Genomic DNA, 14,983 nt, shown 5'->3' with positions numbered 1-14,983 from the left:
GGCAAGTGACTACGGAATATGTATAGTAGGACGCCCTGTTATTCCTACAGCAGAACAAGAAGTAGAACATATTGAAGTGTCTGGTAGACATGGTTCACTTACAAAAAAAGGGGCGTTTAAAGACGTTCCTTTAAAAATAAAGTTCAATATGCTTGAAGAAGAGAATATTAAGCCGTTAGTGCGACGTATGAAGTCGTGGTTGATGAATGGAAAAACACTATATTTTACTGATGATGATGTGTATCGAAAAATTAAACATGTTGTAGTAGGTGATATTGTAAATGAAATTGAAGAACACGGTGAATTTGAAGTGGATTTTAAGCTAGATCCCTTTGAATATACAGAGGATGTAAATCTAAAGCTCACCAAACCTGGTGTGATTTATAATCCAGGTACAATTGAATCTGATCCTAAGTTTTGGATTGTGGGAAATGGTACTTTCCGTATAACAATCAATGACGTCTCTTTTCAAATAAAAGATGTGAATGGTTCTGTTGTCATAGACTCAGAAATACTTGAAGCATATACCGATACCATATCAATGAATAATAAAATGGTTGGGCAGTTCCCTATATTCAACGTAGGAGAAAATAAAATAGAATGGTCAGGAGCAATTCAATTCATGGAAATTCGACCTAGGTGGAGATATAAATGATTACTTTATATAAACCAAATGAGACTGATTTTACACACAATGGCATAGGGGCGTTAGATAAAAATATTTATAACGCAACTGTTGAGGAAGAACTCAATGGTTTATTTTTATTTTCATTTAGTTATCCATTGTTTGCGCCGCGTGGTCTGGAAATAGAGGGAATGAGTATCATTAAAGTTCCAACTCCTGATGGTGAACAACTATTTCGAGTGGCAGCTCCTAAGGTCAGTATGGGTGAGATTACAGCGCAATGTTATCATATTTTTTATGACTTAACAGAAAATCTAATTGAAGACATTTTTGCCGAAACAACAAATGGTAATGGAGCTATGAATCGTATGTCAGCGGGATGCCAATACAAGCATCCTTTTCAGTTTTATTCAGATGTGCCAAAGATAGCCAGTGCACGTATTGTCCGTAAAAATCCTGTGGAAGCATTATTGGATTCTAGTCAAGATAATTCATTTGTTAATCGTTGGGGCGGCGAATTAAAACGAGATAATTTTGATGTGAAGATGCTACTAAATCGCGGTATGGATCGTGGAGTAGTGATTCGCCATAAGAAAGATTTATTAGGATATGAAGGTAATGTGGATTGGAAAAGTCCCATAACTAGAATCATGCCACAAGGTTTTGATGGGTTATTTCTTCCTGAAAAGTATGTGGATAGCCCACTTATAAATAAGTATCCTCATCCTAAAATCAAAGTGGTTGAATTTAAACATATTAAAGCAGCTATTGGTGAAAATGCTGACGATGAAGATGCAGTTCCGTTAGAAGAAGCATATAGGTTATTACGCCAGGCAGCTAAGGATATGTTTGCTATTCAAAAGATTGATCAGCCTAAAGCAAATTATAACGTTAAGTTTCAGGAGTTATCACAAACGGAAGAGTATAAGGATTATAAGCATTTACAGAGTGTTTATATGGCAGATACGGTTACGGTTGAGCATCAAGAAGATGGTATTGATATAAAGGCGAAGGTAATTGCATATAAATATGATCCAATAAAAAAAGAGTATCTGGATATAACCATTGGTAACTTCAAAGAATCCTTTACGGACGTTTCCGGTAGGGTTGATCTGGTACAAGAAGAGTTATCCAATATGCCAGGCTCTATTTTGGATGCAGCAAAAGCAAATGCTACAAGCCTTATTAATTCAGGATTCGGAGGACATGTACGTATTTATCCAGATCGTATTTTAATTATGGATACGAAAGATGAAAAGAGCGCTAAAAAGGTTTGGCAATGGAACTTGAATGGATTAGGGTATTCTTCCACAGGTGTGAATGGCCCATATGGAACTGCCATTACAAGTGACGGCAGAATTGTTGCAGATTTTATTACTGCAGGTACGTTGAGTGGAAATCTTGTGCAAGGTGGAGAAATAACAGGTGCAACATTACGAACTTCAGATAGTGTCAACTATGTAAATATTTCAAAGCAATTCATACGCTTGTATGAGTCATCTAAAACAAGGGTGTTTGTAGGGTATTACAAAAATAGTAGAAATGAAATACAACCAACTCTTATTTTAGGCGGAGATTCAGATTCCACAGGGGCAAATGGTGCTATTATGGTGTACCAATTCTCAGATACGAGCGTTAAGTCTGGTGGAATCGGAATTACAAAAGGACTCGAGGGCAATGGATACTTGAATGCAGCTTCTTTATACTTTTCGCAAACAGGGAATGCAATGCTTGATGCTGACAAAACGATTGTCCTAAATGCTCAAAGTGATATGAGGTTTAAAGTCAAAGATCAGTTTCGCTTTTATCGTAATGACAATTGGATTGCGAGTATTGGAGTGTCATCTGGAGGAGATACAGATATCGTACTTCCAAATGCGATGATACGAAATTCGAGTTACGAAAATGGTTATATTCAAATAAAGACAGCTCTTGGATCGTATTATCATGGGATAATCGCTTCAGATTTCAAAGTTTCCTCAAAAGAAACATATAAAACCAATATCCGGCCTATTGCATTCAGTGCACTTGAAAAAGTAATGGAATGGGAAATTAAACAGTACAATTTGAAAAATGATATTCCAAAACTGTATGAGATGCGTATGAATCGTAAAGAAGGAGAGCCAACGATTACTACAGATGCAATTCCTACACATTATGGTTTAGTTATTCCAAAAGAAGCAGAGGAAAATGGTGTAGGCCTATACGGGATGCTTTCACAATTGACAAGCGCATTTCAAGAGCATGTGACAAAAACGGATGCTAGATTGGAAGAATTAGAGTCATTAAAGCCTAAAGGGAATGTAAAGCATAGGAACAGAGTAAAACGTCAGAGAAGACCTCCTAGACACGTAAAAAGGAGTAGCTAGAAAGAGGTGTAATTATGCGAAATGAGGAAATTATTATAGATTTAGCAGATCCTGTGTTTACAAAAACAATTCGTTCTCGGCAGAATGACAAGAATGGATTGAAGCTTACTGTGTACGTAAGAGAAAAAGGGGAGAAGGTGGATTTAACAGGATATGCGGTTAAATATGAAGCAACAAATCATACAGGAGTATTCATTCGAGATGATGCTCAAATAGTTGATGCAAAGAATGGTGTGTTTTCATACACATTTACATCTCAAGCTGTTTCTACATCGGATGATTGGACAGCTTATTTTGTGATGGAAAAAAGTACAGAACGAATGAGTACACCAGACATTCGTATTACATTAAGGCGTGATGTGAAAGAAGGAAATATTAAAATAGAAAATTATATTTCTGATTTTGAGATTCTTAAGAAAACGATAGACGATTTACAGAGAAAATTAAATACAATGGATGTTGTTAAGAAAAGTGGAGACACCATGATAGGTGACCTGAATCTTAATGTAGGTTTAACTTTAAAGCGTATTACGTCTAAGGATAGCACAAAAGATTTAATCTCATTAGCGTTTGGATCAAACGGCGCGTTTTGGATTGAAGACCGCCAGAATAACAACTTGAATGTTCTCCACTACGATAACACTAATAAGAGGTTAAACGTAAATATAGATACCAATCTCATGAAGAAGAGTAACGACTCATTCACAGGGCTTACACGATTCTCTCAGAATGCTCAACTTATGATGGCTCAGCCTGACGAGGCTACAGGTGCTTCTGCTCGTGGGTTACACTACATGGATAAAGACACAGACGGAAGCGTTAATCGTGGCGGATTTGGACGTTTCAAAGGGGCTAAAAATGGTGAAGAATATCTGTACATGGGGTTCGGTACTAATCCTTGGGATTCGCAAAGCGGGTTAATAGTTCGTCCTGATGGATCAGCAACCTTGAAAGGTAAAAAGGTAGTAACCGCTGAAAATGATACAGGATGGATTAATCTTGCTACAACTGGGGTAGAGAATGTTCCTGATAGAATTTTGAAGTATAAAAGAAGTGGAGAACACGTTAATGTAATTGGTTCTATTCGAAATGCGCAAAACGCAACAGTATTTGCTACACTCCCAGTTGGATGTAGACCTGTTCAAGACGTTGCGGTTCCAGCTATTATGATAACTGGAGGAGTGAATACAAACTTTTGTGAAGTTACAGTAAAAAAAGATGGTGGGATTTTTGTGAATGGTGTTCAAAGTGGAAGTACTTTTCATATTGCAATGAGTTTTTTAATTTAGAGTGTAAACGTTAAGCGTGCATAGGCAGGCTTTTTTATTTTGCTAAAAAGGAGATGAGAACGGTGGAGGAACAGATCTTCAATTCAATGATTCAACAAGGAGCATTCGCAGCGTTATTTGTGTGGATGCTTTTTACTACGCAAAAAAAGAATGAACAGCGGGAAGAACAGTATCAAAAAGTAATCGAAAAAAACCAGGCAGTCATCGAAGAACAAGCAAAAGCATTTGGTTCACTTTCAAAGGATGTATCAGATATTAAACAAAAAATTATGGGGAATGGTGACGACAAATGAAAAAATCTATTAAATTATTAGCCTCAATTTCTACTGCAGCTATCATTGCATTTACTTCAACAGGTAGTGTTTTTGCTGATCGAGAAATGATTATTCCAGGGTTACCTAAAGTTGAATATCGCAATGGATATGGAGCGTATGAAGGTGTAGTAGCACATTCTACAGCAACTCCTGAAGCGCCTGCTATTAATATCCGAAACTATGAGGCAAGAACATGGCGCTCTGCATTTGTACATTATGCGACAGATTGGGATGAAACAATCCAAATTGCTTCTACTAAGTATCAAGCATGGGGAGCAGGCCCAGCAGCCAATAAACGATTTGTTCATGTAGAGCTCTCTGAAACTAGTGACCCTATTAAATTTAAAAAATCCTATGAGAGATATGTGAAGTTACTCGCTAAGATTTTACGTGATAGAAACATTGATCCATCCATTGGATTGTGGACGCATAAAGACATTACGTATAAGCTTGGTGGCACAGATCACGAAGATCCAATTGACTATCTTCGCAGTCATGGTGTATCAGAATCACAATTTAGAGCGGATGTACAAAAGGCGTATGAAGGCGAAACAGTTACAGTTAAACCAAAGCCACAGCAACCAAATGAAGTACCTGGTGTTATTAATGAAGTGGGGGTAGCGTATATTGATGGATACAATGTAAACCTTCGTTCTGGTCCATCCACAACAAATAGTGTTATTCGTAAATTACAAAAAGGTGAATCATATAAAGTTTGGGGTAAAGTAGGAAACTGGTTGAATCTTGGAGGGAATCAGTGGGTTTATAACGATTCATCATACATTCGCTATAAAGAAGAATCGTCATCTGTGGAAGGTAAACGTGTAGTTTCTAAAGTGAATGACTTACGATTCTATTCAAAACCTTCCTGGTTAGATAGAGATGTAGCAGGAACTGTGGATGAAGGATTAGGATTTACAATCCTTGATAAAGTATCTGTAAATGGCTCGCAACAGTATAAAGTGAAGAATAGTAGAGGTAATGTGTTCTATATTACAGCTAGCTCTTATTATGTAGAAATTAAATAAGAGTATATTGACATTCTACATTTAAATATTGTATATTTTACATGTTGTTTTTTGATAGCGCACTGTTTGTTCTGATTTTTCTACTGCATTGTTGCTTAGGTGATGTAGTGTTATCAAAAAAGAGTTCTCCAACATATATTTTTAAAAATCCCCTTCTATATTTAGAGGGGGATTTTTTATTACAAATCAGAAATTCTTCTAACTTGTTTTTTCTTCTTTTTAAAATTCCTTTTATATTCTTTAAATTCTTGCTTATCCACATGAAATTTTTCTCCTGTAGCTACATTTTTAACTAAGTATGTTTTGCATGTGAATTCTCTTATATAGTAAATAATTACTCCTAATATAAGTGATAAACAAAATGTTGGAATAGCTAAGATAATTGCAAGTGCAGCTAGTATATTATCAGTTTTATGATCTCTCTGTAATACTAATCTTTTTCCTGCTGCAGCCTGAGCTTGCTCTAATCGCTGCATGCGTTGTAGCGATGCAATCGTATCATAACTCATGATATAACCTCCTTAGGAGTAGTAGACAAAGTCCAACTTATATAAGAGAGACTTTATGTTTGTATTATTTAACAGTAACAAACTTTTTGAAGAATGTACTGCGTTTGTCTTTATTATAAACATAAGGCTCATCAAACTTCTGTTGCCATGATTTATCTTCAGTTTTTAAATTCTCTATTTTATATCCAATGTAAGAATTTAATTCGTTTCTATCTAAATTTATACTGTATGTTTTCCCTTCAAACGGTATTGTCATCTTTACAGTGCTTAAAGTTGGGAATTGTCTTAGTAGTCTAGCTGGTTCGCTTACTAATAATTTTTCAATTGTATGTCCCGTTGAAAAGTATTGCTTATATGCTTTATCATCTAATTTATTGTCAGGGTTGTCAGTTTTATAAGATTCAAATGAATCATAGAAAATAATTTCAGCTTGATTATTATTTACTTTCATTTCTTTTACGAAGCTTGCTCCTCTAATATTTTTAGCGTAGGAAACAAATTCTTCTTGTGTCACGGTTTCTTTGGTAGCAGAGCTTTTGCGAGAAGGATCTAAATTAATAAATACCATACAGACAATAAATGAAATTAGAGCTGTAGAAAGATAAATTTTTACTACTCGTAAACGATTGATTTTCTCTCCTCTTAATACAATTTTAGGCATGAATAAGCCTATAATTAGAACGATAATTGACACAATAGATACTAGAAATAGTATCACTTCTAATGCGTTTAACAAAAAATCCACTCCTTAAAATTAAAATTGGTATAATACCTAAATCATACCAATTTCATGTAATACCTGTAAATGTTCGTTTCTAATTTATTGACGAAACAGAACGATTGTTCTATAATTTACACAAACAAACGTTCTTGTGGAGGTCATTTTATGAATCATTTACTTACATGCTCATTTAATCAAAAAATACCAATTGAATTAATATATTTAAACGGTTCAGGAGATTTCTCTCAAAGAACTGTAATTGTTAGAAAGATATATGAAGATCGTATATTGGTGTATTGCATGAAAAAACAACAAGTTAGAACAATGAAATTAGCTAATATACTATCTGTTGATAAAGTAAGAACAAAATATCAGTACGCTTAAAACGCTCAATGAGGTGATATTATATGACAAATGGAGTACCAAAACCACCAAAGAAGAAAAGTGGTTCAAAGAAGGAACCTAGACCATACATGGATGAATTTGAACAACAAGAAGCTGCTGAATTAATACAATTGGCGGTACAGGATGATACAGAATTAGTCTTTACTGTGTATAGAAAATTTAATGAACCAACTATTATTCAAGGTAAAATTGTTAAACTGGAACAACAAATGGGTAGAATTGTAGTAAGTGAAGATCTAAATACAATACATAAGATTCAATTCATGGATATTTTGAAAATCGCAACGCCTAGTTAATTTAGCTAGGTGTTTTTTATATGGTCATAAATTCTTTATCAAAATAGAACTTGTCCATTAATTTATTTACAATCCCGTTGAAATAAGCGAATTTACCCTTTTTCATTTTCGTTCCAGACTTAATTTTCATAACAAACTCTTTGATAGCTTGTAAGCCAATAGCAAGTTCCTGGTCTTTAGTAAATGCGTTCTCACCTGTTGTATGGTTAACGATTTTATTACACTGTCTTACGACCTTCCACAGTTCTTGAATTGTTTTAGATTCACTGTAAAAAGAGCCAACTAAAGAAATGAAACGCTCTGGCACCCAATGTGCTACGAAATTAGCGTCTTTAATGTTTTCTTCTGAAATATTACTATTCTCATTACTATTACGTTTGTTTATATCTTTTATATTTTGTTTTAAGGTTTTAGTAGTTGTTTTATTGGTGTGACATTTTTCTTCATTTTTAATAGGAGCTTGTGTGACAACCTGTTCTTCCACAATAATTGGTTGAATAACAATCGCATTGCTTGTTTGTCTCATATCGCTTTTACGCTTCATTTCTAGTTGTTTAATAATACCTAAAGACTCTAAGTGTAGGCATACTCTAATAACCGTTCTACGGCTAATATTGAGGTCTTCAGCGATGTGTTTTTTTGTTCTGAATGATACACCAAAGAACTTAGAAGAATAGTTGTGTAATTTATTTAATACAGCCAATTGAGTTTTATTTAACTGATCTACGAATTTTTCTTTGTATGCACGAACAGTTTTGTTTAATTCATCGACTGTTTTAAATGTTGCTAGGTTTTCGTATGTTTCATTACCTGCAATAATTGTAATTCCTTGTTTCTTTTCCATAACGGTTTGTCTCCTTTTTGGAAACAAAAAAGCAACGTCACCAATTTGGTAAACGTTGCTTAATAGACCCTACATGATGTAAAATAACTCATGAGAGTATAGCAAGTGTTTACCTGGTCAGCTCAGGTGGACGGTATATAGAGTGTTCGTAGCACTTTATATACACGCTGTGCTCTTTTGTTTTTTGTAGATTTTGCACGCTGAAATAATTTTGCATGAATTTTGCACGATTACTTCTGAAAATCTAAAGGAGCCTTGATATAAAAGGGGTATTTTACTATTAGTTCGAATCCCTCTGGGCGCGTTATATAAACTTTAATATTATTTTGTGAAGAAGCCCTTTGTGTGGTAAGTAAAAATACCACGTGCAAAGGGCTTTTTTGATGTTATTGTTAGCCTATTATTGTTTATTTAATGTTGAATCCGGAGCTGAAATTCCTAACTTACATTTTGTAGGTTAGGAATTTTTTTATTTTAAAAATGTTAAAAATATGCAATTTTGCGAAGTTACCTAAAAACTTTGAATCTTGTAAATTTATAACTGTAGAGAACAACAAACAAACAAACAAACAAATAAATAGAAAAATAAAAGGAGGAATGAAATGGTAAAGAAATTTAAATTTACAAAAGAGGAATTAGTAGCAGCATGGAAAGACCCACAAGTAAGGGAGAAATCAAAGGATTTACCGAACCATCCATCAGGGAAAGTACTAAACGAATTAAGTGAGGAAGAGTTAGCGGAAGTCCAAGGAGCATCAGATGTGCAAGTAGCTACAACACCGATGTGTGTAAGGTTAACGGTTTTACCTGCAACGTCAATTAAACTTTGTAAATAAAAATAAAAATAAAAAACCAAAACGAGAGGATGAATGAAATGTCAAAAGGATACAAGTTCACAAAAGAAGAGTTAGTAGAGGCGTGGAAAGATCCACAAGTAAGAGAAAAGCTAAAAGACTTACCGAAACACCCATCTGGAAAAGCGCTAAATGAATTAAGTGAGGAAGAATTAGCGGAAATCCAAGGGGCATCAGATGTACAACCAGAAACAACACCACTTTGTGTGGGAGTAATTATAGGAATAACGGCATCAATTAAAATTTGTAAGTAGATAGGTTTCATTCGAAAGGGGTGTTCATCTCCTTTTGAATGAAACAGATTCCAATATTCGAATGCGAAAAATCGAATGTTGGAATCTGTTTCCCCTGAAGGGGGCCAATTTATTGGAATATGGATTTTAAAATAAGGAAGGGGATTAAATTATTATGTTAATTCACTCATATATAAATGAAAAGGCATTTGCGAAGAGTCTTAATTTGAAAGAGCGTTATAAAACGCTAAAGAGTAGAAGAGATTTATTATTATCGGAGGATTTAAATTTAGCCCAATTAAATAAATGGATAGATAAAATGTTTAGAAGTAATAAAGCTGATTTTGATTTTAAATTAAAAATGAATGAAATGACAAAAGAAGATTTTGCGAGTTTAATTGAGAAAATCCCTGAATCAAAAGAGCATTTATATATAGATGAATTAAATGAACATGTGAATTTGCGCGTGTTAGAAATAGGAATAGAGTTGTGTGAAAGTAAGCCATTAAGTTCAGAGGAAGATTTAGGGTTTATAGAATTTGTTAGGCCGTTTGCACTTTATGCAGCCGAAATGATAGATAGTTCGTTGAAATATAGATTAAATAAGATACGTTATGAGCATGAAGAGATTAAAGAAATGCTAGTGCGATCTTTAGTAGAAGAGTTATTAAATAATGCGGTGCGATCACTAGTCTTAGAATTTAATATTGCAAAACTAAGGGAAGAACTAGTAGGAGAGACTCCAGAAGAGCGATTTCTTTCCTTTGTCAGAGAGAAAGCTAGAAATAAGGAGAATTTAATTGCGTTCTATGAGGAATACGCAACATTAACACGAAGGTTAATTTTGAGAACAGAGTATTTTATACAAAATGTTCAAATGTTACTATTTCGTTTGAATGAAAATTGGCTACAATTACAAAAAGAATTTCAATTGCAGGATGTATCATTAAGCGAAATTAAGGTTGGATTAGGAGATACACATCAAGAAGGGAAAACAGTTGTTCAGCTTGTATTCTCTTCAGGTAAAGAAATTTTATATAAGCCAAAGTCTATGGAAATTACAAAATCGTACCATGCATTTTTAGAATGGATGAATGAGGTAAGTGGAAGTATACAACTTCCATCATATAAAGTTTTAGACTTTGGTGAATATGGATGGGAAGAAAAAATATTGTATAAACCGTGCTCTTCTAAAGAAGAGGTGGAGCGCTACTATTTACGTTTTGGTAAGTTGATTGGTTTAATGCATATGTTAAAAGGTGCTGATTTGCATTTTGAAAATATAATTGCTCATGGAGAGTATCCATACATTATTGATTCGGAGACGATTTTTCATCAATACCCAAAACTGAATTTTCCGGATAGTGCGGAAGTAAAATTGAAATATGAACAAAGCGACTCAGTGATAGGATCTGGATTGTTACCGCAAGCTATGTTTCAAAACATCGATGGAAAAGGTATAGATTTAAGTGCTTTAAATGGAAAAGAGCAAGATTTGCCGTTTAAGGTGTTGGCTTTAAATCAAAATAGTAAGGATGAAATGGAATTTACTATGAAAGAAGCTAAAAGTCAAAGTGCTAAAAATCTACCGAAACTTGGAGTAGAAGAAATTTATGTAGAGGATTATTTAACCTTTATTATTGATGGTTTTCAGGAAATGTGTAAATTTTTTATCGAGTATAAGGAAGAGATTTTATCAGAAAGAGGACCTTTAATTATATTTAAAGAAAATAAAATTCGCATTGTTGCTAGGGCGACTCAACAATATTGTAATTTCTTACAAGAGTCTACACATCCAGACTATATGAGAGATTCAATTTTATTGGAACAATTATTTGAAAGAGTATGGTATTACCCATATGAAAATAAGGAACTGGTCATTCATGAGATTCAAGACTTATTACGTGCGGATGTTCCTATATTTACGACTTTTACAGATTCACGAGATTTATATAGTAGTACAGGTGAAAGGATGGAAGACTTTTTTAAGGAGAGCGGTTATGAGCAAGTATATAATAGAATTTATCATTTTGATGATAAGGAATTGGAAAAGCAACGAGGATGGCTGAAGTTGGCAATACAGGGAAATAGAGATGTTGATATTAAAGTGGGAAGAAAAGGGGAGTATAGAAGTGAATTGTTAGAAAATCATCAGGAGACAATCTTGCAGGAAGCTATAAATATCGGAGAGGCTTTAGTAGAGAATGTAGTATTATCAGATGATAAAACAACGGCTTCATGGTTACAAGCAAATGTTATTCACGACAAGTGGTATGTTGCTCCTATGAAGCAAAATTTATATGACGGTTTAGGTGGCGTAGCACTATTCTTATTGTATCTAAATAAGGTTACAGGAAACGAAAAATATTTAGAGGTTGCTCATAAGGCGTTGAAGTCAGCGATGAACCCTTTATCGAAAGCGAAGGGGCTTCTATCGACATTCTTGGGTAAATATTCATTGTTATATCCATTAGCACATTTTCAATCTATAAGTTCTAGAAAAGAATATCAGGATTTTTTAGAAGAAATAAAAGTAGAATTAAAAGAAAGGCTCAAAGAAGAAGAAGAGTTTGATTTGTTAAGTGGCTCAGCAGGAGTTATTCAAGTGGCCCTTAATTTATTTGAAATGACAAAGGATCAAGATTATTTAGATCTTGCTGATATGTACAGTAAGCATTTGGTGGAAAATGTATCAATATTAGAAAGTGGAGTAGCGTGGAAGAATAAACATACTAACAGTTATTTAGGCGGTTTTTCTCATGGGACGAGTGGTATAGCTTGGAGCTTATGGCGTTCAGGGATTATGAATAGGAATCAAGAATATATTGATTTAGCTAAAAAAGCATTTGCTTATGATCGATCATTGTTTGAAAAAGAAGAAAGTGCGTGGAAAGACACAAGAGAGAGTGAGAAGAAGTGCTTACATCAATGGTGCCACGGTTCCACTGGAATAGGATTGAGTAGAGTTTTAGTAAGAAGCTATGAAGAAGATGTAGAAATGGACGAAGAAATTCGAGTGGCTGTAGATAATGTACGAAAGTATGGATTTAAAAATAATGATACATTATGTCATGGGAATATGGGGGACACGGAATTACTATTGGCTGTTTCACAGTTATATGGTAATAAAGAATTGTATGAACAGGCGTTACAAATTGGCATACAAGTTATTAATAATTATAGAGAAACTGGTAGTTATCAATGTGATGCACCAGATGATATTCAATCATTTGGTATGTTTGTAGGGATAGCAGGAGTTGGTATGCAGTTGTTAAGACTATTACAGCCGAATGAAATTCCATCCGTTATGACATTAGAAAATGTAAAAGGATAAATGAAAAGACATTCTACCTTTTGGTAGAATGTCTTTATTATACATTTACATTTATTATACCTTTTCGAACAGCTTCAGCTAATGCTTCAGAGCGAGAACTCACCTTGAACTTTTTAAACAGTTTCGTTAAATTATATTCAACAGCCCTAGAACTCATATATAATTCATCTGCAATTTGTTTATTACTTTTTCCTTTCGCGATGGATTCAAGAATTTCTAATTCTTTTTGTGTAATTGTAACATGGCTTGATGCTCTTTTCGTATCTAAGTTATCAACAGTCATATCTTCAACTCGAAGTTGTCGCAATAAAGAAATTGGAATTAAAGTATACCCATTTAAGACGGCCCGAATAGCCATTAATAACTCTTGCTGTGATGCTGATTTGCTAACAATACCGCTAATACCAGAATCTATTAATAAATTAAATTGTGATAAATATTCGAAGCCTGTGTAGAGAATGATTTTTGCATCTGGTTGTATGTGTAAAAGTTTTTGAGCCACATCAAGTCCACTATAATTAGGCATGTTCATGTCTAAAAGATATATATCAAAAGGTGTTTTTGAACTTTGAGAAATTGCTTCCTGTTCGTTTAAAATGTATGTTGCTTGAATATCTTCTTCTAATTCGATCATATTTTTCGTACCTTCACCCACTATTTGGTGATCGTCTACAATCAAAACGTGTATCATTTTATTCACCTCGGTATAGTAATATTTACTTGTAGTCCATTTCCTATTTCTGAAATAAGCTGAATTTCGCCTCCTATTCCTTGAACGCGCCCTTTGATTCCGGATAAACCCATATGTTTATTTGAAGAATAGGGGGCTTGGGTATTAAAACCGATGCCGTTATCACGATAGTCTAGATAAATACAATTATTTTCTTCCCATAAAAATATATTAATTAAGGTTGCTTTAGAGTGCTTATCAGCATTATTTAATAATTCTTGGATAATACGATAAATAGATAAAATTTTATCAAATTCGTAATGATTCTCCTGTATTGAGTCATATTCAAATTGAATTCGGAAATTAGTACGTAGTTGCATTTGTGCTAATAGCTCTTTAAGTGCACCTATAAGTCCAATTTCAGATAGAAGAGCAGGTTTTAATTCATTACAAGTGTCACGAATTTGTTGAATAACATCAAACATACCGAATTTTATTTTTTCTAATTGTCCCTGCAATTCACCTGGTACAGTATGTTCTTTTAATACGGTTTCTAGTTTACGATACCAGACAATTTGGTCTTGCAGGGCAGCGTCATGAAGATCCGCAGCAAGCCGACGCCTTTCAGTTTCTGAGATTTGAAATAGTAGGCGCGAAAGAGTTGCTGAGTGTGTTTTATTTGCTATGCTTTCTTTTTCTAAAGATTGAATGATTTGGTTAACTGAATTTAGGTTTTCATAAACTAGACGTACATATTTTACGATAGCAATAAACCAAGTTTTTTCATTGATATTAAATTTAATATTGTTGGTTTTATTTCCAACCCAAATGTAATGCTTTGTGTTTTGGGTAGAATATAAATAAATACCGATGCATCCGTCATCTTCTAATAAATCATTTATATACCCTGATTCCATTCCCCATTGCTTCTTTTTCGAAAGATTAAATTTTTCTGTTTCTCCGTAACTTTTATAACAATTGTATGTATTTTGTTTTGTATCAAACTCAATAAATTGTATAAAACACGGTTTTAGTAGGGAGATAATTTCATTCATAAATTTTTTCTCTAAATCTTTTACTTTCATAATGGAAGAAAGTTGTTGTGCGAATTGATCAATACTTACATGTAAATTGGTTTTGCTTCTGAATAATTGATTGCGAAATGTGAAATCTAATCGTTCTTTTATTACAAGAAACAGTATGTTTAAAGGGAAAATGATAATGAAATTTTGCATGAGTCTAATAAAGAATCGTTCGTCAGGATTAATACTCCAGCTTATAATTAATGTAATAATGATAGTTGGAAGTAATGAAAGCAAAGAGTAGTACCGAACACGATCAAACATAAAATCAATATCAAAGATTTGCTTTGTTAATATTAAATAAAAGTAGCCAATTGGAATGCAAAATAGGAATAATGCTGCAATATCAGCCCTAATAATGGCTGCATTAAATAATATCCTTGGAAGAGCATATAGCATTATAAATGGCC

The 14,983-nt window shown here is 33.8% G+C and carries 15 protein-coding genes; 10 read left to right on the top strand and 5 right to left on the bottom strand.

Going from position 1 to position 14,983, the window contains the following annotated elements; translation table 11 throughout:
• From ACQGS6_RS13505 to ACQGS6_RS13485, 5 genes are all read left to right on the top strand, one after another.
• A partial coding sequence (locus tag ACQGS6_RS13505) for a phage tail protein (RefSeq protein WP_426965224.1) occupies window positions 1-655 on the top strand: 655 nt, incomplete at its 5' end.
• Window positions 652-2,994 (top strand): phage tail spike protein, encoded by a 2,343-nt coding sequence (locus tag ACQGS6_RS13500; protein WP_426965223.1) that lies wholly within the window; start codon window positions 652-654, stop codon window positions 2,992-2,994. The genes ACQGS6_RS13505 and ACQGS6_RS13500, both read left to right, overlap by 4 nt.
• Before the next feature lie 14 nt (window positions 2,995-3,008).
• Complete coding sequence (locus ACQGS6_RS13495) at window positions 3,009-4,283, top strand: BppU family phage baseplate upper protein (protein ID WP_426965222.1); 1,275 nt, start codon at window positions 3,009-3,011, stop codon at window positions 4,281-4,283.
• Window positions 4,284-4,345: 62 nt separating this feature from the next.
• On the top strand, window positions 4,346-4,576 hold the full coding sequence (locus ACQGS6_RS13490) for a BhlA/UviB family holin-like peptide (protein WP_000392440.1): 231 nt from the start codon (window positions 4,346-4,348) through the stop codon (window positions 4,574-4,576).
• On the top strand, window positions 4,573-5,625 hold the full coding sequence (locus tag ACQGS6_RS13485; protein WP_426965221.1) for an N-acetylmuramoyl-L-alanine amidase: 1,053 nt from the start codon (window positions 4,573-4,575) through the stop codon (window positions 5,623-5,625). The genes ACQGS6_RS13490 and ACQGS6_RS13485 overlap by 4 nt, the downstream gene beginning before the upstream one ends.
• Window positions 5,626-5,804: 179 nt before the next feature.
• Here the strand turns inward: ACQGS6_RS13485 and ACQGS6_RS13480 are convergent, their stop codons facing one another.
• Entirely contained in the window at window positions 5,805-6,134 is a 330-nt protein-coding gene (locus ACQGS6_RS13480; protein WP_088071309.1) for a hypothetical protein, read from the bottom strand.
• Window positions 6,135-6,198: 64 nt separating this feature from the next.
• Window positions 6,199-6,879 carry a hypothetical protein gene (locus ACQGS6_RS13475; RefSeq protein WP_426965220.1) on the bottom strand — a complete coding sequence of 227 codons (681 nt, stop codon included), beginning with the start codon at window positions 6,877-6,879 and terminating at the stop codon, window positions 6,199-6,201.
• 141 nt (window positions 6,880-7,020) lie between these two features.
• Between ACQGS6_RS13475 and ACQGS6_RS13470 the strand changes: the two genes are divergently transcribed.
• Both ACQGS6_RS13470 and ACQGS6_RS13465 read left to right on the top strand, forming a co-directional pair.
• Entirely contained in the window at window positions 7,021-7,239 is a 219-nt protein-coding gene (locus ACQGS6_RS13470; protein WP_079245200.1) for a hypothetical protein, read from the top strand.
• A 23-nt stretch (window positions 7,240-7,262) separates the two neighbouring features.
• Window positions 7,263-7,556 (top strand): YolD-like family protein, encoded by a 294-nt coding sequence (locus ACQGS6_RS13465; protein WP_088071306.1) that lies wholly within the window; start codon window positions 7,263-7,265, stop codon window positions 7,554-7,556.
• Window positions 7,557-7,572: 16 nt separating this feature from the next.
• On the opposite strand, the gene ACQGS6_RS13460 is transcribed toward ACQGS6_RS13465, so the two are convergent.
• Window positions 7,573-8,400 (bottom strand): helix-turn-helix domain-containing protein, encoded by an 828-nt coding sequence (locus ACQGS6_RS13460; protein WP_426965219.1) that lies wholly within the window; start codon window positions 8,398-8,400, stop codon window positions 7,573-7,575.
• 602 nt (window positions 8,401-9,002) lie between these two features.
• Here ACQGS6_RS13460 and ACQGS6_RS13455 point away from each other — a divergent pair.
• The 3 genes from ACQGS6_RS13455 to ACQGS6_RS13445 all read left to right on the top strand — a co-directional run bounded on the left by ACQGS6_RS13455 (window position 9,003) and on the right by ACQGS6_RS13445 (window position 12,821).
• Window positions 9,003-9,236 carry a mersacidin/lichenicidin family type 2 lantibiotic gene (locus ACQGS6_RS13455; protein WP_000239231.1) on the top strand — a complete coding sequence of 78 codons (234 nt, stop codon included), beginning with the start codon at window positions 9,003-9,005 and terminating at the stop codon, window positions 9,234-9,236.
• Window positions 9,237-9,274: 38 nt separating this feature from the next.
• The gene (locus tag ACQGS6_RS13450; protein ID WP_088296487.1) at window positions 9,275-9,508 is read left to right on the top strand and encodes a mersacidin family lantibiotic; all 234 of its coding nucleotides are present in this window, start codon (window positions 9,275-9,277) and stop codon (window positions 9,506-9,508) included.
• Window positions 9,509-9,662: 154 nt separating this feature from the next.
• Entirely contained in the window at window positions 9,663-12,821 is a 3,159-nt protein-coding gene (locus tag ACQGS6_RS13445) for a type 2 lanthipeptide synthetase LanM family protein (RefSeq protein WP_426965218.1), read from the top strand.
• A 37-nt stretch (window positions 12,822-12,858) separates the two neighbouring features.
• Here ACQGS6_RS13445 and ACQGS6_RS13440 read toward each other — a convergent pair whose 3' ends face one another.
• Both ACQGS6_RS13440 and ACQGS6_RS13435 read right to left on the bottom strand, forming a co-directional pair.
• Window positions 12,859-13,512 (bottom strand): response regulator, encoded by a 654-nt coding sequence (locus tag ACQGS6_RS13440; protein ID WP_000582194.1) that lies wholly within the window; start codon window positions 13,510-13,512, stop codon window positions 12,859-12,861.
• 5 nt (window positions 13,513-13,517) lie between these two features.
• Window positions 13,518-14,983, bottom strand: a 1,466-nt coding sequence (locus ACQGS6_RS13435) for a sensor histidine kinase (RefSeq protein ID WP_426965217.1), incomplete at its 5' end; no start/stop codon positions are given.

Origin of the sequence: Bacillus sp. GMs2/2 (assembly GCF_050172095.1) — a bacterium.
Taxonomy (GTDB): domain Bacteria; phylum Bacillota; class Bacilli; order Bacillales; family Bacillaceae_G; genus Bacillus_A; species Bacillus_A cereus.
This window is presented reverse-complemented; position numbering and strand designations above follow the sequence as displayed.

Coding starts and splice junctions, on each gene's coding strand:
- ACQGS6_RS13485 (WP_426965221.1), top strand. CDS start 4,573: ATGAAAAAATCTATTAAATTATTAGCCTCAATTTCTACTGCAGCTATC.
- ACQGS6_RS13445 (WP_426965218.1), top strand. CDS start 9,663: ATGTTAATTCACTCATATATAAATGAAAAGGCATTTGCGAAGAGTCTT.
- ACQGS6_RS13470 (WP_079245200.1), top strand. CDS start 7,021: ATGAATCATTTACTTACATGCTCATTTAATCAAAAAATACCAATTGAA.
- ACQGS6_RS13480 (WP_088071309.1), bottom strand. CDS start 6,134: ATGAGTTATGATACGATTGCATCGCTACAACGCATGCAGCGATTAGAG.
- ACQGS6_RS13460 (WP_426965219.1), bottom strand. CDS start 8,400: ATGGAAAAGAAACAAGGAATTACAATTATTGCAGGTAATGAAACATAC.
- ACQGS6_RS13455 (WP_000239231.1), top strand. CDS start 9,003: ATGGTAAAGAAATTTAAATTTACAAAAGAGGAATTAGTAGCAGCATGG.
- ACQGS6_RS13465 (WP_088071306.1), top strand. CDS start 7,263: ATGACAAATGGAGTACCAAAACCACCAAAGAAGAAAAGTGGTTCAAAG.
- ACQGS6_RS13500 (WP_426965223.1), top strand. CDS start 652: ATGATTACTTTATATAAACCAAATGAGACTGATTTTACACACAATGGC.
- ACQGS6_RS13495 (WP_426965222.1), top strand. CDS start 3,009: ATGCGAAATGAGGAAATTATTATAGATTTAGCAGATCCTGTGTTTACA.
- ACQGS6_RS13450 (WP_088296487.1), top strand. CDS start 9,275: ATGTCAAAAGGATACAAGTTCACAAAAGAAGAGTTAGTAGAGGCGTGG.
- ACQGS6_RS13440 (WP_000582194.1), bottom strand. CDS start 13,512: ATGATACACGTTTTGATTGTAGACGATCACCAAATAGTGGGTGAAGGT.